The organism is Xanthobacter wiegelii (assembly GCF_043193855.2).
Taxonomy (GTDB): Bacteria; Pseudomonadota; Alphaproteobacteria; order Rhizobiales; family Xanthobacteraceae; genus Xanthobacter; species Xanthobacter flavus_A.
Genome location: NZ_CM195529.1, coordinates 4858740 through 4882187, shown reverse-complemented (window position 1 = coordinate 4882187; position 23448 = coordinate 4858740). Strand labels below are relative to the sequence as shown.

Annotated in this window: 22 protein-coding genes and 1 tRNA gene; 11 read left to right on the top strand and 12 right to left on the bottom strand. The window is 68.5% G+C overall.

Features of this window, described 5'->3' with window-relative positions; all coding sequences use genetic code 11:
• Positions 1-256: 256 nt before the first annotated feature.
• Positions 257-820, bottom strand: a complete 564-nt coding sequence (locus tag V5F63_RS22830; protein ID WP_394030488.1) for a GcrA family cell cycle regulator — start codon at positions 818-820, stop codon at positions 257-259.
• A 566-nt stretch (positions 821-1386) separates the two neighbouring features.
• Here V5F63_RS22830 and V5F63_RS22825 point away from each other — a divergent pair.
• From V5F63_RS22825 to V5F63_RS22815, 3 genes are all read left to right on the top strand, one after another.
• Positions 1387-2595: an aspartate aminotransferase family protein gene (locus V5F63_RS22825; RefSeq protein ID WP_209486051.1), complete on the top strand. Its 1209-nt coding sequence runs from the start codon at positions 1387-1389 to the stop codon at positions 2593-2595.
• Positions 2592-3524: an ornithine carbamoyltransferase gene (gene argF, locus V5F63_RS22820; RefSeq protein ID WP_209486049.1), complete on the top strand. Its 933-nt coding sequence runs from the start codon at positions 2592-2594 to the stop codon at positions 3522-3524. The genes V5F63_RS22825 and argF overlap by 4 nt, the downstream gene beginning before the upstream one ends.
• 134 nt (positions 3525-3658) lie before the next feature.
• Positions 3659-4666, top strand: a complete 1008-nt coding sequence (locus tag V5F63_RS22815) for an Hsp33 family molecular chaperone (RefSeq protein WP_394030484.1) — start codon at positions 3659-3661, stop codon at positions 4664-4666.
• A gap of 513 nt (positions 4667-5179) precedes the next feature.
• On the opposite strand, the gene V5F63_RS22810 is transcribed toward V5F63_RS22815, so the two are convergent.
• Genes V5F63_RS22810 through uraH form a run of 3 tightly spaced genes read right to left on the bottom strand, consistent with a single transcriptional unit; the run spans position 5180 to position 8296 of the window.
• A complete protein-coding gene (locus V5F63_RS22810) occupies positions 5180-6448 on the bottom strand; it encodes an allantoate amidohydrolase (protein WP_394101015.1) in 1269 nt (422 codons plus the stop codon).
• A 14-nt stretch (positions 6449-6462) separates the two neighbouring features.
• Positions 6463-7941 (bottom strand): allantoinase PuuE, encoded by a 1479-nt coding sequence (gene puuE / locus V5F63_RS22805; RefSeq protein ID WP_209486045.1) that lies wholly within the window; start codon positions 7939-7941, stop codon positions 6463-6465.
• Positions 7942-7945: 4 nt separating this feature from the next.
• Positions 7946-8296 (bottom strand): hydroxyisourate hydrolase, encoded by a 351-nt coding sequence (gene uraH, locus V5F63_RS22800; protein ID WP_209486043.1) that lies wholly within the window; start codon positions 8294-8296, stop codon positions 7946-7948.
• A gap of 307 nt (positions 8297-8603) precedes the next feature.
• Here uraH and V5F63_RS22795 point away from each other — a divergent pair, with 307 nt between their 5' ends.
• Positions 8604-9995 carry a nucleobase:cation symporter-2 family protein gene (locus V5F63_RS22795; RefSeq protein ID WP_209486041.1) on the top strand — a complete coding sequence of 464 codons (1392 nt, stop codon included), beginning with the start codon at positions 8604-8606 and terminating at the stop codon, positions 9993-9995.
• A gap of 51 nt (positions 9996-10046) precedes the next feature.
• Here V5F63_RS22795 and V5F63_RS22790 read toward each other — a convergent pair whose 3' ends face one another.
• Positions 10047-11000 (bottom strand): LysR family transcriptional regulator, encoded by a 954-nt coding sequence (locus tag V5F63_RS22790; RefSeq protein ID WP_348634270.1) that lies wholly within the window; start codon positions 10998-11000, stop codon positions 10047-10049.
• A 117-nt stretch (positions 11001-11117) separates the two neighbouring features.
• Between V5F63_RS22790 and V5F63_RS22785 the strand changes: the two genes are divergently transcribed.
• Both V5F63_RS22785 and V5F63_RS22780 read left to right on the top strand, forming a co-directional pair.
• Positions 11118-12341 carry a urate hydroxylase PuuD gene (locus V5F63_RS22785; protein ID WP_394030475.1) on the top strand — a complete coding sequence of 408 codons (1224 nt, stop codon included), beginning with the start codon at positions 11118-11120 and terminating at the stop codon, positions 12339-12341.
• Positions 12342-12405: 64 nt separating this feature from the next.
• On the top strand, positions 12406-13632 hold the full coding sequence (locus V5F63_RS22780; RefSeq protein WP_394101016.1) for an ArgE/DapE family deacylase: 1227 nt from the start codon (positions 12406-12408) through the stop codon (positions 13630-13632).
• An 86-nt stretch (positions 13633-13718) separates the two neighbouring features.
• On the opposite strand, the gene yihA is transcribed toward V5F63_RS22780, so the two are convergent.
• Positions 13719-14375, bottom strand: coding sequence for a ribosome biogenesis GTP-binding protein YihA/YsxC (gene yihA, locus V5F63_RS22775; RefSeq protein ID WP_209486033.1), 657 nt, complete (start codon positions 14373-14375; stop codon positions 13719-13721).
• 108 nt (positions 14376-14483) lie between these two features.
• On the opposite strand from yihA, the gene V5F63_RS22770 reads away from it, so the two are divergent.
• Positions 14484-16076, top strand: a complete 1593-nt coding sequence (locus V5F63_RS22770) for an FAD-dependent monooxygenase (protein WP_394101017.1) — start codon at positions 14484-14486, stop codon at positions 16074-16076.
• A gap of 99 nt (positions 16077-16175) precedes the next feature.
• Here V5F63_RS22770 and V5F63_RS22765 read toward each other — a convergent pair whose 3' ends face one another.
• From V5F63_RS22765 to V5F63_RS22755, 3 genes are all read right to left on the bottom strand, one after another.
• On the bottom strand, positions 16176-17033 hold the full coding sequence (locus V5F63_RS22765; RefSeq protein ID WP_394101018.1) for an SDR family oxidoreductase: 858 nt from the start codon (positions 17031-17033) through the stop codon (positions 16176-16178).
• A 67-nt stretch (positions 17034-17100) separates the two neighbouring features.
• Positions 17101-17718, bottom strand: coding sequence for a cysteine hydrolase family protein (locus tag V5F63_RS22760; RefSeq protein WP_394101019.1), 618 nt, complete (start codon positions 17716-17718; stop codon positions 17101-17103).
• The gene (locus V5F63_RS22755) at positions 17719-17922 is read right to left on the bottom strand and encodes a hypothetical protein (protein ID WP_209486025.1); all 204 of its coding nucleotides are present in this window, start codon (positions 17920-17922) and stop codon (positions 17719-17721) included.
• Positions 17923-18102: 180 nt separating this feature from the next.
• Here V5F63_RS22755 and V5F63_RS22750 point away from each other — a divergent pair, with 180 nt between their 5' ends.
• Together V5F63_RS22750 and V5F63_RS22745 are read left to right on the top strand one after the other, a co-directional pair.
• Positions 18103-18390, top strand: coding sequence for an acyl carrier protein (locus V5F63_RS22750; RefSeq protein ID WP_209486023.1), 288 nt, complete (start codon positions 18103-18105; stop codon positions 18388-18390).
• On the top strand, positions 18387-19592 hold the full coding sequence (locus V5F63_RS22745; protein ID WP_394101020.1) for a beta-ketoacyl-[acyl-carrier-protein] synthase family protein: 1206 nt from the start codon (positions 18387-18389) through the stop codon (positions 19590-19592). Before V5F63_RS22750 ends, V5F63_RS22745 begins: the two co-directional genes overlap by 4 nt.
• Positions 19593-19599: 7 nt before the next feature.
• Here V5F63_RS22745 and V5F63_RS22740 read toward each other — a convergent pair whose 3' ends face one another.
• From V5F63_RS22740 to aroA, 3 genes are all read right to left on the bottom strand, one after another.
• On the bottom strand, positions 19600-20289 hold the full coding sequence (locus tag V5F63_RS22740; RefSeq protein WP_209486018.1) for a fumarylacetoacetate hydrolase family protein: 690 nt from the start codon (positions 20287-20289) through the stop codon (positions 19600-19602).
• A 100-nt stretch (positions 20290-20389) separates the two neighbouring features.
• Positions 20390-21010 carry a (d)CMP kinase gene (locus V5F63_RS22735; protein WP_394101021.1) on the bottom strand — a complete coding sequence of 207 codons (621 nt, stop codon included), beginning with the start codon at positions 21008-21010 and terminating at the stop codon, positions 20390-20392.
• A gap of 10 nt (positions 21011-21020) precedes the next feature.
• Positions 21021-22403: a 3-phosphoshikimate 1-carboxyvinyltransferase gene (aroA, locus tag V5F63_RS22730; protein WP_394101022.1), complete on the bottom strand. Its 1383-nt coding sequence runs from the start codon at positions 22401-22403 to the stop codon at positions 21021-21023.
• Positions 22404-22594: 191 nt separating this feature from the next.
• Between aroA and V5F63_RS22725 the strand changes: the two genes are divergently transcribed.
• Together V5F63_RS22725 and V5F63_RS22720 are read left to right on the top strand one after the other, a co-directional pair.
• Entirely contained in the window at positions 22595-22993 is a 399-nt protein-coding gene (locus V5F63_RS22725) for a TIGR02300 family protein (protein WP_209486013.1), read from the top strand.
• Between the two features lie 155 nt (positions 22994-23148).
• Positions 23149-23224 (top strand) — tRNA-Ala (locus tag V5F63_RS22720).
• Positions 23225-23448: the final 224 nt, after the last annotated feature.

Genomic DNA, 23448 nt, shown 5'->3' with positions numbered 1-23448 from the left:
GCGTCATTCACGCCCGACCACATCGGAACCTTGCCGTTCCAAAGCCGTCATGCCCCGGCTTGTCCGGGGCATCCACCGGGCCGACAGGCCGGCGCAGCCATCCCTGGCGCGGGCCTGCGGAAGCGTGGATCCCCCGGACGAGCCGGGGGATGACGCCGCCCCCAGAAACAAGAAGGGCCGGCCTCCGCCCGGACGCCGGCCCTTTTTCATGTCACCTGTCCGTCGGCGCCGGAGGCCTCTTCCGGCGCCTCCCGCCTCAGAGAAACGCGAGACGGCGGTCGCGGCGGCGGTCCTGCACCGGCTGGTAGGCGATGCGGGCGTGGGTCTGGCAATAGGGCATGCCCGGATTGGCCTTGCCGCCACAGAAGTGAAAGCTCTCGGTGCCGGGCTCGCCCAGCGGCCAGCGACAGGTGCTCTCGGTGAGCTGCATGATGGTGCAGCCCTGGGTCATGGGCACCACGTTGTCGCTCATGACGGGGGCGGGCGCCGGTGCCTCTTCCGGTGCCTCGTCCAGATCGGCCGCAAGCGCGGTGTTGCCGATGGTGGTGGGCCGCTGCGGCCGCGCCTGAGCGTCGGGACGCCCGGCCGGGGCGCCCATCGGCCCGTTCATCGGGCCGGCCTTTGCCGGCGCCGTTCCGCTGGCGCGGGGGCGCGCCGGGGTGGGGGCGGACTTCGCCCGGCCGGACAGGCCGAGGCGGTGGACCTTGCCGATGACGGCATTGCGCGTCACCTCGCCAAGCTCCGTCGCGATCTGGCTCGCGGAGAGGCCTTCGCTCCAGAGCTTTTTCAAGAGTTCGACGCGCTCGTCATTCCAGCTCATCGCTCTTCTCCATTCGCCGCATCTACTTGCCGCATTTCAACCGGCAGCATCTCAAGAACGCCGCGGGCGCCGGAAACGCTCGGCGCCGCATCCAGCCATCCGCGGGCGCGCCGCTGCGGGCGCGTCCGGGCCGTGACTTCGCAGGGCTGAATCCCTTCCCGTTCCCGTGCGCGGCAAAGCGCTCGGATGGACCCGGATTGCGGTTCCTTGGAAGAGGGTTCCTGATGCCCCTGCGCACGACATCTCGTGGCTGACGATCACGAACCTACAATATGGCCCGTCCTCGCAACAGAGTCGGCAAGGGGTGCCGGCGTGTTTTCCCCAGCTCCTTAAGGCTTCGTTTACCCTTGGGCGGCGTCGGGTCGCGACAGCGATTCGCCGCGCGGCCGGCGATCGGTTGACCTCGCGCGCATGATCATTAGAATCCGGAGGTCGGGCTGCCCCCGCTTGGGCGGCCTTTTTTAGTTTGTGCGCGCGGCTGGGCGAGGGCCCGCTGTCGCACAGTGTTCGCAAACCCGTGCAACCTCGAGGCCGAAGCCTGAAGCCAAGCCCCCCAGGAGGATAGTGTGATCACCCCCGTTCTGCCGACCTACGCACGCATCGACCTCCAGTTCGAGAGGGGAGAGGGCTGCTGGCTCGTCACGACGGACGGGCGACGTTTCCTCGACTTCACCGCCGGCATCGCCGTGAACGTGCTGGGCCACGCCAACCCTTATCTCGCCGCCGCGCTCTCCGAGCAGGCGTCGAAGCTGTGGCACGTGTCCAACCTGTTCCGCATTCCCGGCGCCGAGAAGCTGGCCGACCGGCTGAAGGCCGCGACCTTCGCGGACACCATGTTCTTCACCAATTCCGGTGCGGAAGCGCTGGAGTGCGCCATCAAGATGGCGCGCCGCTATCAATATGTGAGCGGCCATCCGGAGAAGAACCGCATCATCACCTTCGAGGGCGCCTTCCACGGGCGCACGCTGGCGACCATCGCCGCCGGCGGCAACCCGAAGTATCTGGAAGGCTTCGGCCCGGACCTGCCGGGCTTCGACCAGGTGCCGTTCGGCGATCTCGACGCCGCCCGTGCCGCCGTGACCTCCGAGACCGCCGCCATCCTGGTGGAGCCGGTGCAGGGCGAGGGCGGCGTGCGTGTGCCGCCGGCAGGCTTCCTCGCCGGCCTGCGCCAGCTGTGCGACGAGAACGGCCTGCTGCTGGTGCTGGACGAGGTGCAGAGCGGTGTCGGCCGCACCGGGCGCCTGTTCGCGCACGAGTGGACCGGCGTCACGCCGGACATCATGTCGGTGGCCAAGGGCATCGGCGGCGGCTTCCCCATGGGGGCGTGCCTCGCCACCGAAGAGGCGGCCAAGGGCATGACGGTGGGCACCCACGGCTCCACCTATGGCGGCAACCCGCTGGCCATGGCGGTGGGCAATGCGGTGCTGGACGTGGTGCTGGAGGAGGGCTTCCTCGATCGCGTCAACCGCGTCGCCGGCCGCTTCCAGCAGCGCCTCGCCGAGCTGCGCGACAGCCATCCGGCCGTCATCGCCGAACTGCGCGGGCAGGGACTGCTGCTCGGCATCAAGGCCGCCGTGCCCGCGCCCGAGCTGATCGCGGCGCTGCGCGAGGAGGGCATGCTGGTGCCCGGCGCCGCCGAAAACGTCATCCGCCTCCTGCCGCCGCTCAACGTGAGCGAGGAGGAGGTGGGCATCGCAGCCGACAAGATCGAAGCCGCCTGCCGGCGCATCGAGGCGCGCCTCGCCGCAGATCCGGTGAAGGGAGCGGCCGAATGAGGGGGAATGGGGTGCGTCATTTTCTCGACCTGTCCGAGATCCCGGCCGAGGAGCTGCGCCGGGTCCTGGACTTCTCCAAGGACCTGAAGGCCCGGCGCAAGGCGGGCGAGCCGGTGGAAAAGCCGCTCGCCGGCAAGTCGCTGGCGATGGTGTTTGACAAGCCGTCCACCCGCACGCGCGTGTCGTTCGACCTCGCCATGCGCCAGCTGGGTGGCGAGACCATCATGCTCACCGGCCAGGAGATGCAGCTCGGCCGCGGCGAGACCATCGCCGACACGGCCCGCGTGCTGTCGCGCTTCGTTGACGCCATCATGATCCGCATCCTGGACCATGATGACCTGACGGAGCTGGCCAAATACGCCACCGTGCCGGTCATCAACGGCCTCACCCGCATCTCCCATCCCTGCCAGGTGATGGCGGACGTGATGACCTTCGAGGAGCATCGCGGCCCCATCACCGGCCGCTCGGTGGCCTGGACGGGCGACGCCAACAACGTGCTGGCCTCGTGGGTGCACGCCGCCCAGCGCTTCGACTTCTCCCTGAAGGTGGCGACGCCCAAGGAATTGTCGCCGCGTCAGGCGCTGAAGGATTTCGTCAAGCGCACCAAGGCCAAGGTGAAGTTCATGCGCGACCCGGAAGAGGCGGTGGAGGGCGTGGATTGCGTCATCACCGACACCTGGGTCTCCATGGGCGACAAGGAGGCCGAGCGCCGCCACAACATCCTCAAGCCCTATCAGGTCAATTCGGCCCTGATGGCGCGGGCGGACAAGGACGCCATCTTCATGCACTGCCTGCCCGCCCATCGCGGCGAGGAAGTGACGGACGTGGTGATGGACGGCCCGCAGTCCGTGGTGTTCGACGAGGCGGAGAACCGCCTGCACGCGCAGAAGGGCGTGCTCGCCTGGTGCTTCGACGCGGTCGGCGGCTGAGGCCTCTGGCGGACGACAGGACGAGCCGGGTTGAAACGGCCCGGCTCGTGAATATGTGTGGGACCAAACCTTTGGGACCCATTGGCTGTGCGTAGAGCGCGGGCAGGCGGGTCCGGCACGTCCGGAGACCAGTCATGAAGGGCGAGCGCACCCGCACCGCCACCCGCGCCGCATCGGATGCCGCGCAGGACGATATCGTCACCGCCTTCCAGGTGGACGCCCTCGACATTCGCGGCCGCACGGTCCGCCTCGGCCCCACGCTCGACGCGCTTCTCGCCCATCACGCCTATCCCCCCGCCGTGAAGCGGGTGGTCGGCGAGGCGGTGACGCTCGCCGTCCTGCTCGGCTCCTCGCTGAAGTTCGAGGGCCGCTTCATCCTGCAGACCCAGACCGACGGGCCGGTGGACATGGTGGTGGCCGACTTCGTCACCCCCGACAAGATCCGCGCCTATGCCCGCTACGATGCCGATGCTTTGGCCGAGGCCGAGCGCCGCAACGAGACCTCGCCCGCGGCTTTGCTCGGGCGTGGCCATCTCGCCATGACCATCGACCAGGGCATCAGCACCAACCGCTATCAGGGCGTGGTCGCCCTCGACGGCTCGGGGCTGGAGGCGGCGGCGCACGAATATTTCCACCAGTCGGAGCAGATCCCCACCCGCGTGCGCCTCGCCGTCGGCGAGGAGATGAAGCCGGGGGGAGGGGAGTCCTCCTGGAGGGCCGGCGGCCTGCTCGCCCAGTTCCTGCCGCAGGACGCCTCCCGCGCCCGCATGGCCGACCTCTCCCCCGGCGACGCGCCCGAGGGCGTCGAAGAGCACAAGGTGGACGAGGATGACGCCTGGGTGGAGGCCCGCTCCCTCGTCGGCACGCTGGAGGACGTGGAGCTGATCGACCGCGACCTCTCCTCCGAGCGGCTGCTCTACCGCCTGTTCCACGAGCGCGGGGTGCGGGTGTTCGACGCGCTGCCCATCGCCGCGCGCTGCTCGTGCTCGCGCGAGAAGGTCTCCGGCGTCCTCGCCTCCTTCGGGCCGGAGGAGCGCCGCGAGATGATCCAGGACGACGGCAAGGTGACGGTGACCTGCGAATTCTGCGGCCGCACCTACAAATTCACTGCCGAGGAGGTTCTCGGCCGGGCGGACGGGTGAGCATTAGTTGCCGTCGTGCTCCGGCTTGATGGGCGGGGGAGATTGCCTGCGCGCCGCATAAGCCGTCATCCCCCGTTTCATCCGGGGGATCCACCCCTCCGTCTGTCGGCTCCCGGCCATTGGGCACAGCGTCACACCACCCGTGGATCGCCCGGACGAGCCGGGCGATGACGGTTGAGTGGGGATGGTAAGAGGCGGCGTCCTCGCTGCAAGAGGCCGTCATCCCCCGGTTCATCCGGGGGATCCACCCCTCCGTCTGTCGGCTCCCGGCCATCGGGGCACGGCGTCAGACCATCCGTGGATCGCCCGGACGAGCCGGGCGATGACGGTTGAGTGGGGATGGCAAGAGGCGGCGTCCTCGCTGCAAGAGGCCGTCATCCCCCGGGTTCATCCGGGGGATCCACCCCTCCGTCTGTCGGCTCCCGGCCATCGGGGCACGGCGTCAGACCATCCGTGGATCGCCCGGACGAGCCGGGCGATGACAGCGCGGTGGGCGGGGCTGCCTCCCGCCCCTCACATCTCCTCGGCCGTCTTCAGCAGGAACGCATAGAGCGCTTCCGCCGCGAGGCCGATGTCGGCGGGGGCGGCGTATTCGCGGGGGTTGTGGCTGCCGTTCTCCGAGCGCACGAACAGCATGGCCATGGGCATCACGCCGCGAAACACCATGGCGTCGTGGCCGGCACCGGAGGGCAGGCGCATCACGGGCAGCTGAAGGCTCTCCACCACCCGCGCCATGCGCTCCTTGAGCGGTCCGTGGCAGGGGGCGGCGGGCACCTCGTGGCCGATGTCCACGCTGGCCTTCACCCCACGCCGCTCCGCGATATCGGCGACCGCCGCGCGGATGTCGGCGACGGCGCGGGTGCGCAATTCGTCAGAGAGGGCGCGCACGTCGAGGGAGAATTGCACCTCGCCGGGCACCACATTGACCGCGCTGCCGGCGATGATGAGGGTGCCAACCGTGGCGACGAGTTCCTTCCCGTCGGCGCGGCCGCGCGCCTCCACGGCGAGGATCATTTCGGCGGCGGCGGCGAGCGCGTCGTGGCGCATGGCCATGGGCAACGTGCCGGAATGGCCGGCCTCGCCCCGGATGCGCACATAGCCGCGCGAGGCCCCGGCGATGCCGGTGACGATGCCGAGCGGCGCGCCCGCCGCCTCCAGCACCGGGCCCTGCTCGATATGCACTTCCACATAGCCCAGCGTCTCGGCGGGATCGCGCCGGCAGTCGGCGACGCGATCCACCGGCGCGCCGAAGGAGCGCAGCGCCTCGATGCGGGAGATGCCCTGCGCGTCCACGTCCTCCAGGCTTTTCGGATCGAAGAGGCCGGCCATGGCCTTGGAGGAGGTGAGGGTGGAGAGGAAGCGCACGCCCTCCTCGTCGGCGAAGGCCGCGACCTCGATGGCGAAGGGCAGGCGGATGCCGTTCTGCTTCAGCGCCTCCACGGCGGCGATGGCGACGAGCACGCCGAGATTGCCGTCATAGATGCCGGCATTGCGCACGGTATCGATGTGCGAGCCGAGGATGAGGGTCTTGGCGTTCGCCCGGTCGGCGGCATAGCGCCCGACGATGGAGCCGGTGGCGTCCATGTGGACCTGCGCCAGCCCCGCCTCCCGCATCCAGAACGACACCTGCGCCGCCGCCCGTTTGTGGGCGGGGGTCAGCGTCAGGCGCGTCATCTCGCCGGGCACGTCGGTGCAGGCGGCAAGCTCCTTCAGGCGAGAGACTATGGTCTCGCCGTCGAGGGGCGAGGGGAGCGAGGCGGAGCCGGTGGCGGAGCGGGGCACGGGGGAGACCTTGTTCAGGAGGCGGCCGGCAGCATCTGGGAGAGGCGCAGCAGGCCGATGCGCTCGATCTGCGCCAGCGCCTCCGCCACCTCGGTCTCCCGGTCGTGGGCCAGGCGTCGCTCGAAGGCGGCGAGGATGTCGGCCTTGCTGCGCCCGCGGATGGCCATGATGAAGACGAAGCCGAACTTCGCCTTGTAGGCGTCGTTCAGCGCGGTGAAGCGCGCCTTCTCGTCCGGCGTGAGCTGATCGAGGCCGGCGGAGGCCTGCTCGGCGGCGGACTCGGCGGTGAGGAGCTTTGCCTCCGCGAGCTTGCCGGCGAGATCCGGGTGGGCGTGGATGACACCCATCTGCTTCTCAGGGGGCGCGGCGCGCAGCACGGCGGCGAGGGCGTCGTTGAGCCCCTCGGCGGTGTCGGCGGCGGCGGTGAGGCCCTTGTCATAGGCGCCTTCCGCGATCCACGGGGAATGCTCGTAGATGCCGCCGAACCGTTCCACGAACAGGCCGCGCGGCATGTAGGTGGGCCGGTAGCCGCCGACGGGCGGGTGATGGGCGATCCAGTGGCGGGCGATGTCGAGGCGGCGCGCCACCCACACCTTCTCGTGCCCGGCGATGTAGTCGAGGAAGCGGGCCAGCGCCTGCGCACGGCCGGGCCGTCCGGCGAGGCGGGGGTGGAGGCCGATGGACATCATGCGCGGGGCGGTGGCGCCCTCGGCATAAAGCAGGTCGAAGCTGTCCTTCAGATAGTCGAAGAATTCGGTGCCGTTGGCAAAGCCCGCCGCCACCGAGAAACGCATGTCATTGGCGTCCAGCGTGTAGGGCACCACGAGTTGCGGCCCGCGCGGGCCATGGATCCAGTAGGGCAGTTCGTCCGCATAGCTGTCGGCCACATAGAGGAAGCCGCCTTCCTCCATCAGCAGCGGCACCGTGTGCTCGGCGGAGCGGCCCTGATAGAAGCCCAGCGGGCGTTCGCCCGTCACCTCAGTGTGCAGGCGCACGGCCTCCTCGATGTGCTCGCGCTCGGCGTCGCGGGTGAAGTCCTTGTATTCGATCCACTTGTAGCCGTGGCTGGCCAGCTCCCAGCCGGCCTCCTGCATGGCCGCGACGGCATCGGGATTGCGGGCGAGCGCGGTGGCGACGCCATAGACCGTCGCCGGCATGTTGCGCTCGCCGAACAGGCGCAAAAGCCGCCAGATGCCGACGCGGGCGCCGAACTCGTAGATGGATTCCATGTTCATGTGCCGCTGGCGGGGCCACGGCACGGCGCCGATGATCTCGGACAGGAAGGCTTCCGAGGCATTGTCGCCATGGAGCACCGAATTCTCGCCGCCCTCCTCGTAATTCACCACGAACTGCACCGCGATGCGCGCATCCCCCGGCCAATGGGGATGGGGCGGATTGCGGCCGTAGCCCACGAGATCGCGCGGATAGGGCTTGCCGGTGACGGGATCGGTGGGGATGCCGGAATTGTCGCGGCCGGTGAAGGGGGCGGGCATGGGCTCAGGACCCCCGATAGGTGGAATAGCTCCACGGGGAGCACAGCAGCGGCACGTGATAGTGGCCTTCGATGAGGGTCACGCGCAGCGGCACCACGTCGAGGAAGGGCGGGTCGGCCACAGGTGCGCCGGTGGCGCGGAAATGCGCGCCGATGTGGAAGACCAGCTCATAGGTGCCGGGGATGAAGTCGTCGCCCGCCAGCAGGGGCGTGTCGGTGCGGCCGTCCGCATTGGTCTGACGGGTGGTGACGAGGGCGCGCTCGCCCTCCGCGGTCAGCCGGTAGAGTTCAACCGCGACACCGGCGGCAGGGCCGCCGGACACCGTATCGAGCACATGCGTGGACAGCCGCCCCATCGCTTCCTCATCCGTTCCTGGTTCAGCCCCGACCGCCCGCCACGCCTTGGGTGCGCAGGGCTGGAGGCCGGGGCAAAGCTCCGCTGCACGGCAGCATAACCTGCGCCTCGCCGATCCATTTTCCGAAAAAATCGGAAGATATTCCGATTTCCCGACCTGTTTCCCCGGCGCAGGATTTGATCTCCAATGAGGCATGCCGATGTGTTGGGCAATGCCCGTTCGGTTCCCGCGCCGGAGCGTTGCCGTCGCCAAAAAAATTTGAAGAACGCCCTTCCGTTTCAACCGACCTTCCGTTTGGGGAAACCTGATGTCACAAGCCGTTCATCCCGTAGATGAAGTCCTGCCGACACCGAAACTCGCGGCGCTCGGCCTCCAGCATGTGCTCGTGATGTATGCCGGTGCGGTCGCCGTGCCGCTCATCATTGGCCGGGCGCTGAAGCTGCCGCCGGAGCAGGTGGCGTTCCTGATCTCGGCCGACCTGTTCGCCTGCGGCCTCGCCACCCTCGCCCAGTGCCTCGGCATCCTCGGCGTCGGCATCCGCCTGCCGGTGATGATGGGCGTCACCTTCGCGTCCGTCGGCCCCATGCTCTCCATGGCCAACGATCCGTCCATCGGCATCCTCGGCATCTACGGCTCGGTCATCGCCGCCGGCATCTTCGGCATCATCGTCGCCCCCTTCATCTCGCGGCTGCTGCCTTTGTTCCCGCCGGTGGTCACGGGCACCATCATCATGGTGATCGGCATCTCGCTGATGCGGGTGGGCATCAACTGGGCGGGCGGCGGCATCCCCTTCTTCACCCAGACCATCGACGGCAAGGTGGTGCAGATCGCCAACCCCAATTACGGGCAGCTGCAGGGCCTCGGCATCGCGCTGTTCGTGCTGCTGGTGATCCTCGCCTTCATCCGTTTCGGCAAGGGCTTCGTCGCCAACGTGGCGGTGCTGCTCGGCATCGTCGCCGGTGCGGTGCTCGCCTCAGCCCTGGGCCTCATGCATTTCGAGAAGGTCGCGGCGGCGCCGTGGTTCGACGTGATCCTGCCGTTCCACTTCGGCATGCCCACGTTCCACCTCGTGCCCATCATCACCATGTGCATCGTGATGATCGTGGTGATGATCGAGTCGCTGGGCATGTTCCTCGCCCTCTCCGACATGACCGGCAAGCCGGTGGATGAGAAGGCGCTCGCCCGCGGCCTCAGGGCCGATGGCGTGGGCACGCTGCTGGGCGGCATCTTCAACACCTTCCCCTACACCTCCTTCTCGCAGAACGTGGGCCTCGTCGGCGTCACCGGCGTGCGCTCGCGCTGGGTGACGGTGACGGGCGGCGTCATCATGCTCGCCCTCGGCCTTTTGCCGAAGATGGCCGCGCTGGTGGAGGCGGTTCCGCAGGTGGTGCTCGGCGGCGCGGGTCTCGTGATGTTCGGCATGGTGGCGGCCACCGGCGCGCGCATCCTCACCGGTGTCGATTTCAAGACCAACCGCAACAACCTCTTCATCGTCGCCATCGCGGTGGGCTTCGGCATGATCCCGCTGGTGTCGCCCAACTTCTTCAAGGCGCTGCCGCACGAGCTGCACCCGCTTCTGGAGAGCGGCATCCTGCTCTGCGCCATCGTCGCGGTCGTGCTCAACGTCTTCTTCAACGGCGTGAAGAAGAGCTCGACCGAAGAGATCGTCGCCGCCGCCAAGCAGGCCGAGGCGCACTGAGGTCCGGTCAGGGGCAGGCCGGGGAGTGGTTGCCTGTCGGTGTCGAAAGACTCAGGCGGGCAGCCGCTCCCCGATCTTGGCGAGTTCGCGGGCGATGTAGCGCCGTCCCTCGTCCACCAGCATGTCGGCGAAGGCCTTCACCTTCAGCGGCACCAATTGGCGGGCGGGGTAGAGCACCGCCAGCGTCGCCGGCTTCGGCGGGTTCTTCTCCAGGAGCGGCACCAGGCGGCCATCCGCGAGGGCGTCCGCCACCTCGAACCGCGGCTTCACCACGATGCCGCGCCCCTCGACGGCCCACACCGTCAGCACGTCGCCGTCGTCGGCCTCCAGATGGCCGGTGACGGGAACGGCGAGGTCCCGGCCCTCGTCGGTGAGCATCCAGCGCAATTCCCGAAGGCTCGCGAACCGCAGGAGGAGGCATTGATGGGCGAGGAGATCCTGCGGCCTGTTCGGCACGCCGGCCCGGTCCAGATAGCTGGGTGCGGCGCACACAATGCGCTCGACCTGCGAGACCTTGCGCATGATCATGCTGGAATCCTCGAAGGTGGCGAGGCGCAGCGCCACGTCGATGGATTCGGCGATGAGGTCGAGGGTATGTTCCGACAGGCGCAGGCGCACGTCGATTTCGGGATGGATTTCCTGGTAGCGCGCCGCCACCTGCGCCACCAGCCGCCGGCCGAGATGCAGCGGCGCCGTCACCCTGAGCGCGCCGCGCGGCAGGGCGCCGAGTTCCGAGACATTGCTTTCCGCCGCCTCGATGAGGCGCAGCGCCTCGGTGATGGCCTCGTAATAGACGCGCCCCTGCTCGGTCAGGCTCATGCGGCGGGTGGTGCGGTTGAACAGCCGGCAGCCGAGGTGCTTCTCCAGCATCTGGATGCGGTGGCTGACCACGTTGGCAGAGAGGTGCAGGCGGCGCCCGGCCTCCGAGAAGCTCTCGCTCTCCACCGAGGCGACGAAGGCCTTCATGTTCTCCAGCACGTCGCGCGACCCCTCAGCCCAAGCCACAACAACGATAGCCAAACCAACATTACCCATGCCGCCGGCCCGGGCCAATGGTCCCGCCCGGCGGACGTGACGGGCGCGAACGCCCCATCCTCTTCCAGCCACGGGATCTGAACGGCAATGGAACCCATTCTCCACGAGTACGGCAGCCTGCTTTTGCGCTGGACCCACATCATCGCCGGCATGGCGTGGATCGGTGCGTCGTTCTACTTCATGCATCTCGATGCCAGCCTGAAGGCGACGCCCGACATCCCCGCAGGCAAGGGCGGCGAGGCGTGGGAGGTGCATGGCGGCGGCTTCTATCAGGTGAAGAAGTATCTGGTGGCGCCCGACTTCCTCCCCGATGAGCTGGGCTGGCACAAATGGCAGTCCTACGCCACCTGGATCACCGGCTTCTTCCTGCTCATCTGGGTCTATTACTACCAGTCGTCCATCTATCTCATCGATCCGGAGGTGATGAATCTGAAGCCCGCCGCAGCCATCGCCATCGGCCTCGGCGGGCTGGCGCTGGGCTGGATCGCCTATGACCAATTGTGCCGCTCGAAGCTCGGCGACCAGCCGCTGGTGGTGGGCATCATCGTGTTCACGGGCGTGGTGCTGGCGGCGTTCCTCTACCAGCAGGTGTTCTCGCCCCGCGCCGCCTTCATCCATACCGGCGCGCTGATGGCGACCATCATGAGCGGCAACGTCTTCTTCGTCATCATCCCCAACCAGCACAAGGTGGTTGCGGCGCTCAAAGCGGGCGAGGTGCCGAACCCCTATTACGGCAAGACGGCCAAGCTCCGCTCCGGGCACAACAATTATTTCACCCTGCCCGTCGTCTTCCTGATGATCTCCAACCACTACCCGCTCACCTATTCCACGCCCTACGCCTTCGTCATCGTCGCCCTGGCGCTGATCACGGGAACGGTGATCCGCTATTTCTACAACGAGCGGCACGCGGGGCGCGGCGACAAGGCGTGGTGCTGGCTGGTGGCGGCGGTATGCCTGATCCTCGCCGTGTTCATCTCAGCCACCACCACCGCCGCCGGCCGCATGGCGCTCGGCCTGCCGCCGCTGGTCACGACGGCCTATGCGAAGAGCGGGCCGCCGGCCGACGTGCCGGTGGACATCCAGAACATCGTCATGGGCCGCTGCGCCATGTGCCACGCCGCCGAGCCGGTGTATGAGGGGTTCGCCATCGCCCCGCGCGGCGTGCTGCTCGACACCGCGGAGGCCATACACAAGAACCGCAAGCTCATTCTCGTCCAGGCCGGCCTCACCCATGCCATGCCGCCCAACAACATCACCGAACTCTCCGACGAGGACCGGGCCATGCTGAAGGAATGGGCCTCCGGCAAATAGGCCGCACCCCATCGCAACGACAGAACCGGCGGGCCCTCGCCCGCCCCAGAACAAGGAAGCATTCATGTCCACCGCCGCCGCCGACACACTCCGCAGCCTGATCGCCGAGCGCGCGGAAGCGCAGCGCCAGTTCCTGGCGGAGCTGGTGAAGGTGCCGTCCGACAATCCGCCCGGCGACTGCGCGCCCCACGCGGCGCGCGCCGCCGATCTGCTGGAGGCCCTCGGCTACACCGTCGAGCGCCATGCGGTGCCGGCCGACCGGGTGAAGGCGGCGGGCATGGTGACGGCCACCAACCTCATCATCCGCCACCGGTTTGGTGACGGCCCCGTGGTGGCGCTCAACGCCCATGGCGACGTGGTGCCCCCCGGCGAGGGCTGGACCAAGGACCCCTACGGCGCCGAGGTTGTGGATGGTCGCATGTATGGCCGTGGTGTCGCGGTCTCCAAGTCCGATTTCGCCACCTATGCCTTCGCCCTCGACGCGCTGAAGCGCTCCGGCCTGCCGCTGAAGGGCACGGTGGAACTGCACTTCACCTATGACGAGGAGATCGGCGGCGAGGTCGGGCCGGGCTGGATTCTCGAAACCGGCCTCACCAAGCCCGACTATGCCGTCTCCGCCGGCTTCTCCTACGCCGTCGTGGTGGCCCACAACGGCTGCCTGCATCTGGAGGTGGAGGTGATCGGCAAGTCCGCCCACGCCGCGCTGCCCTTCACCGGCATCGACGCGCTGGAGGGCGCGACCCACATCCTCGCCGCCCTCTACGCCTATCGCGACACGCTGCAGGCGAAGGTCTCGGACGTGCCGGGCATCGGCTCGCCGCAGCTCACGGTGGGTCTCATTTCCGGCGGCATCAACACCAATGTGGTGCCCGATCGCGTCACTTTCCGCCTCGACCGCCGCATCGTCCCCGGCGAGAACCCGGATCAGGTGGAGGCCGAGGTGCGCGGCGTCATCGCCAAGGCGCTGGAGGGCTCGAAGGCCAGGGCCGAGGTGAGGCGCATCCTCATCGCCCGTCCGCTGGTGCCGGACGACAAGGCCCTGCACCTCGCCGGCGTCATCTGCCGCAACGCCTCGGCCGTCACCGGCGAGGAGGTGAAGACCACCGGCGTGCCGCTCTATACCGACGCGCGGCTCTATGCCGAGGCCGGCGTGCCCGTGGTGCTCTACGGCGCTGGCCCGCACACCATCGAGGAGGCCAACGGCCACCGGGCGGACGAGAACCTGCTGCTCTCGGACCTCGACAAGGCGACGCTGGTAATCGCGCTGACGGTCGCCGACCTGCTGGGCTGAGCCCATCGGCCTCGGTTTAGGCCGAGGCCAAGCTCATGCGTCGCGGGCCTTGGCCGCCCTCCGGTCCTGCCGGAGGGCGCCGGGCGTCAGCCCTGCTCGGCGAGAAGCTGCGCCACCGCCGCGCGCAGCTCGGGGAAGCCCTGGCCGGTGTTGCTGGAGGTGGGGAAGATCTTCGGATAGGCCGCCGGCCGCCGCCGGATCTTCTCCTCCACCCCGGCGATGACCGATGGCAAGGCGGTGGGCTTCACCTGGTCCACCTTGGTGAGGATGATGGCGTAGGAGACGGCCGCCTTGTCCAGCAGATCAAGGATCTCCTCGTCCACCGGCTTGATCCCGTGGCGGGAATCGATGAGCACGAACACGCGTGCCAGGTTCACCCGGCCGCGCAGATAGTCCTTGATGGTGCGCGTCCACGCATCCACCTTCTCCTTCGGCGCCTTGGCGAAGCCGTAGCCCGGCATGTCCACCAGACACAGCTCCGGCCCCACCCGGAAGAAAATCAATTCCTGCGTCCGCCCCGGCGTCACCGAGGTGCGGGCCAAAGCCTTGCGGCCGGTCAGCGCATTGACGAGGGACGACTTGCCCACGTTGGAACGGCCTGCCAGCGCGATTTCCATGCCCTGCATGGGCGGCAGCACGTCGACGGTGGGCGCGGCCGAGACGAACTGCCAGTCGCCCGCGAACAGCAGGCGTCCGGGCTCGAGATAGGGATCGGCTTCGGCGGGGGAAGGGCTCTCGGTCATGACGCCTTATCCTAGAGCCGGGCGGCGCGCGCAAGGCAATGGGCTTGCCAAGGCCCTGTTTGAGTTTCCGGCGTGGCCGTGCACCATGGCGGAAAAGGGGAGAGCGCCGTGGTTCCTGATGTAACCGTCCTGGTGGTGGGGGCCGGACCCACCGGGCTGCTGCTGGGTGCCGAACTGAAGCGCCGGGGCGTGGACAGCCTCGTCATCGATGCCCATGAGGCGCCCATGACGTGGGACCGCGCCACCGTGGTGCATCCGCGCTCCATCGAGGTGTTCGACCACCTCGGCATCGCCGACGCCCTGCTCGACGCCGGTGTGAAGCAGCGTTTCGCCCGCATCCATGCGGACGGCGCCGTGCTGGGCGAGATCGACCTCAGCCTGTCCGGCAGCCGCTACGCCTTCAACATCGGCGTTTCCGAGGAGGTGACGGAACAGATCCTCACCGACTATCTCGTCCGGCTCGGCGGCGCGGTCACGCGCGGCACCAGGCTCGTGGATCTGGAGCAGCATGGCGACGGGGTCGTCGCCATGCTGGAGAATGGAAGCGAGTCCAAGGTGGTGCGCGCCCGCTGGGTGGTAGGCTGCGACGGCCATCGCAGCGCCGTGCGCACCCTCGCGGGCATTGCGCAGGATGGCCATCCCATCGAGGAGCCGTGGGCGGTGTTCGACGCCACGCTTACCGATTTCCCGCACGCCTTCGAGGGCAATTACGCCTATCTGGACGACATCCCCCTCATCCTCACCGCTCTGCCGGGCCAGCGCTGGCGCGCCTATGTGCGGCCGAGCGGGCCGGACAGCGATCTTGTGGCGGATGCCTCCGCCACGCTTGCCCGCTACCTCCCGGCTGCGCGCTTCGTGGACGTGGCCAATCCCGTCCGCTTCCAGTGCTTCACGCGGGTGGCCCAGCACTACCGCTCGGGTCGCCTGCTGCTGGCGGGCGATGCCGCCCACACCTGCAGCCCCATTCAGGGGCACGGGATGAACAGCGGCATCCAGGATGCCTTCAACCTCGCCTGGAAGCTCGCTTTGGTGGCGCAGGGCCATTGCGCCGACACCCTGCTGGACAGCTACGAGGCGGAGCGCCGGCCGGTGGCCCTGCGCATCACCGCCTCGGGCGACGAGGCCGACAGCGCCCAGATGCTCAAGAGCGCGGCCGACCGGCAGGCCCGCAATGCCGTCATCCGGGACGTCCTGTCCGATCCCGACGCGCGACACCATGAGGCGGTGGCCGAAGCGGAGCTGGATGTGGACTATGCCGCCTCGCCCATCGTGGTGGGGGAGGCGGGGTCCGCGCTCTCCCCCGGCCAGCGCCTGCCGGATCGTGTCCCGCTGGGGATGGCGGACGGCGAGGTGCTGATGCTGGACGATCTCGTCAACCGCACCGGCCACACTTTGCTTCTGCTCGGCGGCGAGACGGCGCGCGTGGAGAAGGTCGCCTCGCTCTTTCAGGCCCTCTGCGCCCGCGCCGACCCCCGCCTCTATGGCGCCAGCTTCGCCGCGACCGTGCTGAACCAGGGGGCGGGCGGGACCGACGTGGCGCACGGCGTCGCCGGGCTGCCGGCCGAGGATGCCCTTCGGATGGGGATCACCGGCATCACCCTGCTCGTCGTCCGGCCGGACGGCCATGTGGGCCTCCGGGCTGACGCCGGCCACGAGGCGGCGCTCGTCTCCTACGGGCTGAAGCTGGGCGTTCGACGGTAATCGAGTGCTATCGAATCGAACTCCGCTCTCGAACGCGCTAAACGCCATCGATTCCCGGCCTGAATCCCTGGTGCTACTCGCACTGATCTCGGTGTCAGGTCAGAGGAAGGGCTTGCCGCCGGTGACGGCGATGGTCGCGCCGGAGACGTAGCTGGAGCGCGGATCGGCCAGCATCACATAGGCCGTCGCCAGCTCCGCCGGCTGCCCCGGACGGCCCATGGGCACTGATTTTCCAAAGTTTTTCACCGCCTCCTCCGGCATCGTGGAGGGGATCAGCGGCGTCCAGATCGGCCCCGGCGCCACCGCGTTGACCCGAATGCCGCGCGGGGCGAGTGCTTGGGCAAGTCCTGCCGTGAAATTATGGATGGCACCCTTGGTCGTTGCGTAAGCCAGCAAGGTTGGATTGGGATTGTCCGAGTTGATCGACGCGGTATTGATGATGGATCCGCCGTCCTTCATATACTTAAGCGCGGCCTTGCTGAGATAGAACATGGAATGGATATTGACGGCGAAGGTATGTTCCCACTCGCTATCTGGAATATCTTCCACTTTCTCGAACGTGGCCTGATGGGCGGCATTGTTTACCAGAATATCGAGCCCGCCGAGCGCCTCCGCCGCATCGTCCACCAGCCGCCGGCAGAATGCGGGGTCGGAAATATCCCCCGCCGCCAAAATCCCTATTTGCCCAGCCTCTTCCACCAGCCGGCGGGTCTCTTCAGCGTCCTCATCCTCTTCCAGATAGGCGATGCACACGTCTGCGCCCTCGCGGGCAAAGGCCAGGCAGACGGCCCGCCCGATGCCGCTGTCGCCTCCGGTCACCAAGGCCTTGAGGCCATTGAGCTTTCCGGAGCCGACATAGCTCGTCTCGCCATGATCGGGGCGCGGATCCATCGCCTCGGTCAGGCCCGGCATGGGCTGCCGCTGCGCGGGAAGCGGAGGCGTCGCGGGATGGTCCATGATGCTGCTCCCGTCGGGGAATGGGTTCGAATGCAGGACAACCCGTCCGGCGGTGGCCGGTTCCGCCTCACGCCGCGTCGGCCGTTCGCCAGGCCGACAAAATCTCTTCCATTTCAGCGACTTCCACCTGGATCGACAATCGTTGCGACAGCATGTGCAGCACCGCATCGTGTCCCGCGTCGGAGGACGAGCACACCGCGTCTCGCGCCACCACGACCCGAAATCCGTAATCCACGGCATCGAATAGCGTTGCGAGAATGCACACATCCGTCTCCGCCCCCGTCAGCACGAGGGTGTCGGCACCGAGATGGGCGAGAAGGGGCAGGAGGCTCGGGGAGGAAAACGCAGAATAGCGCGTCTTATCAACGAGTTGTGCGGGCGGTGAGAATCGCCGCAGCTCCGGCACCAGCTCCAGGAGCTCGGGCGCGAGCTGAGCCTGCGTCACCTCTCGCCATTTGCTGTAGAGCTGGCGCCAGGTGCCCGGCAGTGCTTCCGGCGCATGCGGCGGGATGAAGCGGGAGAACAGGGTCCGCCCTGGCACACGGCCGGCCAGCTCGACGATCACCGGTAGAATCCGCGGTGCCCAGGGCGTCGGCCAAGGTCCCCCGGGCGCGAACAATTGCTGCATGTCCACGCACAGATGCACTGCGCGGGGACCGATGGGGCTTCTCAGGCCTTGTCCCATTCATTCCTCCGGCGGCGGTCCGCTTTCTCCGGGCCGGCCCGTCGGCTGGTCCGCGCCGCGCTTGCCGATGCCGACGATTGCGGCTTCCCGAGTCGGGTAGGGACCTGCCGCCGGCGTGCCGTCGGGTGCGACCGCCCACCAACCGGCCATCACGCCGAGGCGGGTGGCATCAGCCTCGGAAATAAGTCGCGGTTCGAGCGTCATGGCGCCTCCTTGTCGGCCCGCAACCGGCGGGCGCATAAGGCTCAACGGCGCCGTGCGGAGGCAGGTTCCGGCACCGGACATCGCGACAGGTGGACAGCCCCGGTGCTGCTGTGCATTTTAGCCGCTCCCGGAGGGGGTGACGGCGGCGCTGCCGCCGTGGATCGGGTACGGAGAAGTTGCGTGGCGGAATTCAGCGGACGCAGGGCCGAAATCCTCGCGGTCATCGCAGAAGAGGCATCCATCGATCCGGCCATCATCGACGCGGACACCAGCGTCGCGGACCTCGGCATCGGATCGCTCGACCTCGTGGAACTGATCTTCAAGATCGAGGAACGCTTCGGCATCGAAGTGCCGTCCCAGGGCGTGCTCGAAAGCAACGACGTGAAGGTTTTCGCCCTGCTCGAAGCGGTCGAGCAGCTCATCGATGCGCGGAGCGGCACGGTGTCCACGGCGCAGCCGGCCCGATGAGCCGCAGGGTCGCCATCACCGGCCTCGGCGCCGTTTCCGCCCTCGGCCTCGGCATTCCCATTCATCTCGAAGCCCTCCGGCAGGGGCGTGGCGGCATTGGGCCGCTCACGCTGGTGCCGCAGGAACAGGTCAAGACGCGGGTGGTGGGTGAGGTGCCGGGCTACTCGGCTGAAGCGCACTTCACCCCACGGCAGATTTCCACGGTCGACCGGTCCGGCCAGTTCGCCTTGCTGGCGGCGGCGGAGGCGATGACCGAGGCTGCAGGCGCTACCGAGGGCGTGGCGCCGCAGAAGGCCGGCGTCATCTTCGGTGCGGCGGTGGGCTGCCAGACGCTGGAAGAGGGCTATGTGCGCATCCTGCGCGATGGCGCGCGCCCTCTGCCCTTCACGGTGCCGCGCGTCATGCCCTCGTCCGCGGCCAGCCAGATTTCCATGGCCTATCACATCACCGGGCCGAGCTTCAGCGCCGCCTCGGCCTGCGCCTCGGCTTCCCATGCCATCGGCCTCGCTTTTCAGATGATCCGCGGCGGGATGCTGGATATGGCCGTCACCGGCGGCTGCGAGGCCCCGCTGACGCTGGGCATGGTGAAGAGCTGGGAAGCGCTGCGCGTGCTCGCGGCCGACACCTGCCGCCCCTTTTCCAAAGACCGCAGCGGGCTGGTGCTGGGTGAAGGCGCGGCCGTGCTGGTGCTCGAGGAGATGGAACGGGCCCGCGCCCGCGGCGCCACCATTCTCGGCGAGGTGCTTGGCTTCGGCATGACCGCCGACGGCGCCGACCTCACGGCGCCCGATGCCTCGAGCACTGCCCGCGCCATTTCCGCCGCCCTCGACGATGCGGGGCTCGATGCCGGCGCGGTGGATTACGTCGCGGCGCACGGCACCGGCACGGTGCTGAACGACAAGACCGAGACCACGTCGCTGCGCACGGTGCTTGGCGAGCGGCTGGCCAAGGTGCCGGTGTCGTCGCTGAAATCCATGACCGGCCACTGCTTCGGCGCCTCGGGGGCGCTGGGCGTCACGGCGGCGCTGCTCGGCATGCGCAACGGCTTCCTGCCGCCCACGCTGAATTTCCGCGAGCCTGATCCCGAATGTGACGTGGACTGCGTGCCCAACGCCCCGCGGACGGCCACGGCGGAAATCGCCCTGGTCAACGCCTTCGCCTTCGGCGGCCTGAACGCGGTGCTCGCGATCAGGGCCGCCTGAAGGGGGTTCAGTCCACCGTCAGGCGGATTTCGCCGACGCCCTCGACGCCGCCTTCCAGCACGTCGCCCTTCTGCACCGCCCCGACGCCCGCCGGGGTGCCGGCGAAGATCAGGTCGCCGGGGGCGAGGCGGAACAGGGTGGAGAGGGTCGCGATCATCTCCGGCACCTTCCAGATCATCTGGTTCAGGTTGCCTTCCTGCTTCACCTTGTCATTGACCTTCAGGAAGATGCGCCCGGCACCGGGATGCCCGGCGGTCGCGACCGGAAGAATCGCCGAGCAGGGCGCGGAGTCCTCGAAGGCCTTTCCGGTTTCCCACGGGCGGCCGAGCTTCTTGGCCTCGCCCTGGAGGTCGCGGCGGGTCAGATCGAGGCCGACGCCGTAGCCGAACACATGGTCGAGGGCCCGTTCCACCGGAATGTCCTCGCCGCCTTCCTTCAGCGCCACCACCAGTTCGACCTCGTGGTGCAGGTCCTTGGTGAGCTTGGGGTAGGTGATGGTCGCGCCCGAGCGCACCAGCGTGTCCGGGTTCTTCTGGAAGAAGAAGGGCGGCTCCTTGTTGGGGTCGTGGCCCATCTCCACCGCATGGTCAGCGAAGTTGCGGCCGACGCAATAGATGCGATGCACCGGAAACACGGCATCGCTGCCGACGATGGGCAGGTGGGGATGGGGCTGGGGCTGGAAGACGTAGCTGGCCATGGGGCGCTCCGAAGGTTCGGGTGCTTGAATAGGGCGCGGCGGCCGGCGAGGAAAGGGCGAAACGTCGCAGCGCGTGGCGGGTGAACGGATTTCGCGAGCCTCAGGCCCGGCGGGCTTCCACGATGGCGAGCGCCGCCGCAAAGGCGGCTTCGATGCCGAGGTCGGAGGTGTCGAGCAGCACGGCGTCGTCGGCCTTCAAGAGCGGCGCGCTGGAGCGGCCCGAATCGCGCTCGTCGCGCTTCAGGATGTCGGCCAGGACAGCGTCGTATGCGATGGTCTCGCCCCGTCCGGCCAGCTCGCGGAACCGGCGCTCAGCCCGCACCTCCGGCCGTGCGGTGACGAACAGCTTGGCCGGCGCATCGGGGCAGATGACCGTTCCGATGTCGCGCCCGTCCAGCACCGCCCCACCGGCCTGGGCGGCGAAGCGGCGTTGGAGGTCCAAAAGCGCTGCGCGCACGCCGGGCCGGGCGGCCACCACGGATGCCGCCTCGCCGAGTTCCGCCGTTCGCAGCGCGTCCGGGTCTAGTGCCGAAACATCAAGGCTCAGGGCGGCTGCGACCGACGCCCCCTCGTCGCCGAGGCGGCCCTCTTTGAGGCAGCGCGCTCCGACCGCGCGATAAAGCAGGCCGGTATCGAGATGCGGCAGGCCGTAATGCGCGGCCAGCCGCCGGGCCAGCGTGCCCTTGCCGGATGCCGCCGGCCCGTCGATGGCGATGATCATGGCCGTCCCGTCAGTCGATGATGGCGCCGAGGCCGCGCATCATGGGCATGAAGGTGGGGAAGGAGGTGGCGATGAAGGCCACGTCGTCGACGCTCACCCCATCCTCGCTGGCAAGCCCCAGCACGAGGAACGACATGGCGATGCGGTGGTCCATGTGGGTCTCCACCGGCCCGCCGCCCTTGACCGTCGCGGCGCCGGTGACGAGGAGGTCGTCGCCCTTGACCTCATGGGCGATGCCGCAGGCGGCGAGGCCGGCGGCCACGGCGGCGAGCCGGTCGCTCTCCTTCACCCGCAGCTCGGACAGGCCGCGCATGGCCGTCGTGCCCTCGGCGAAGGCCGCGGCGACGGCAAGGACGGGATATTCGTCGATCATGGCCGGTGCCCGCTCGGGCGGCACCTCGACGCCCTTGAGGCGGGAATGACGCACGCGCAGGTCCGCGACCCGCTCGCCGCCCTCGGTGCGCTCGCCGACCACGGTGATGTCGGCGCCCATCTCGATGAGGGTGGTGATGAGGCCGGTGCGCAGCGGATTCATCATCACGTCGGTGAGGATGATGTCCGACCCGGGCACGATCAGCGCCGCCACCAGCGGGAAAGCCGCCGAGGAGGGGTCGGCCGGCACGTCGACCGGCGCGGCGACGAGATGCGGGCGGCCCTTCAGCGTGATACGGCGGCCATGGGCGCCATGGGGCTCGACGGAAATCTCCGCGCCGAAATGCTCCAGCATCCGCTCGGTATGGTCGCGGGTGGCCTCGCGCTCGATCACCACCGTCTCGCCGTCGGCGCCGAGGCCGGCGAGCAGCACGGCGGACTTCACCTGCGCGGAGGGAACCGGGGTCTCGTAGATGATGGGCTTGGTTTCGCTGCTGCCCTTCAGGGTGAGCGGCAGACGGCCGCCCTCGGCCGAGGAGACCAGCTCGACGCCCATCTGGGTAAGCGGATCGAGCACGCGCTTCATGGGCCGGCGGCGAAGGCTGGCGTCCCCGTCGAACCCGGCGATGACATGCTGTCCGGCCACCGCACCCATCATCAGACGCACGCCCGTGCCGGAGTTTCCGAAATCGAGCGGCGCGGCGGGGGAGGCGAGGCCCCGCCCGCCTGTGCCCGTCACCTCCCAGGCGCCTTCGCCCGTGCGGGTGACGCAGGCGCCCAGCGCCGCGCAGGCCTTGGCGGTATTCAGCACGTCCTCGCCTTCGAGCAGGCCGGTGATGTGGGTCGTGCCCTCCGCGAACAGGCCGAAGATCAGCGCGCGGTGCGAGACGGACTTGTCTCCCGGCACCCGGACCCGGCCGGAGAGGGCGGGCGAGCGGCGCCCGGTGGCGGGGCGGGCCTCGCCCGTGCCGTGGCCGTGTGCTTCGGGAGCGCTTGCGGTTGCGGGTTCGGGATGGGCCATTTCTGCCTCGCTCGGGCGCTCGGCCGCCGGCCTCGGCCGGGGCGATCGCCGCATGTTCTGTGCCGCCGTCGTCTAGCACGCCGTCGCTTGCGGCGTCACGCTGTTGCGACGCCATGATGATCTGCCCTTGACAGGGCGCGGGCGAAACGCCAATGGAGCACGCTCCTTATACAGCTCCGAGGAACTTTGCCGTGGCGAAGCCCGAACTCGGCACCAAGCGCATCTGTCCGGTTACGGGGCGCAAGTTTTACGACCTCAACAAGGATCCCGTCGTGTCTCCGTTCACGGGGGAATCCTATCCGAGGTCCTATTTTGAACCCGCCGCCCGTGGCAGCAGCCGCGCGGAGCCGCGCGCGGCCGTCGCTGCCGAAGAGGTGGACGGCGAAGAGGCTGAGGCCGAGGTCATCAGCCTCGAGGAAGCCGACGAGGAAGCCGCAGCCCCCGCGAAGGTGGTGGTCGGCGACGACGTGGATGTGGACGACGACATCGAGGCCGGTGACGACGACACGTTCCTTGAAGAAGACGAAGATGATGGGGATGACGTCTCCGATCTGATCGGAGAGGGCCTCGAAGACGACGAAGAGGCTTGATACCCGACGCGGCCTGTGCTTTAAGGCCGCTCTCGCTCGGCGGACATCAATCGCCGGGCACCCCGCCGCGGGACTTCCCGGCGCGCTAACTGGTTCTGATGCCGAGGTTTTCAGCCTTGGCTATGAAACCCAAAGCGCGCAGCCCGCGGCCCGGTGGGGCCATAGCTCAGTTGGGAGAGCGCTTGAATGGCATTCAAGAGGTCGGCGGTTCGATTCCGCCTGGCTCCACCAAATTTCCACCCGGCATTCCCCATCGATCGCTCCATGCCGGGTCGTTCCACCCAGGTTTCCGGCTGAGGTTCATCCCCCGATTCGGGTGGGTTCGGCCTGATTCGAGCGACGATTCGAACCCCCGCCCATAGCCGTCCCTCCGGCAGCCCGCTCCGACAGGCCGACTCATCCGCGAATCGCGCCCGGCCCGCGCCGCGCTGCGCGCAATCTTGAGCGTTGCAATT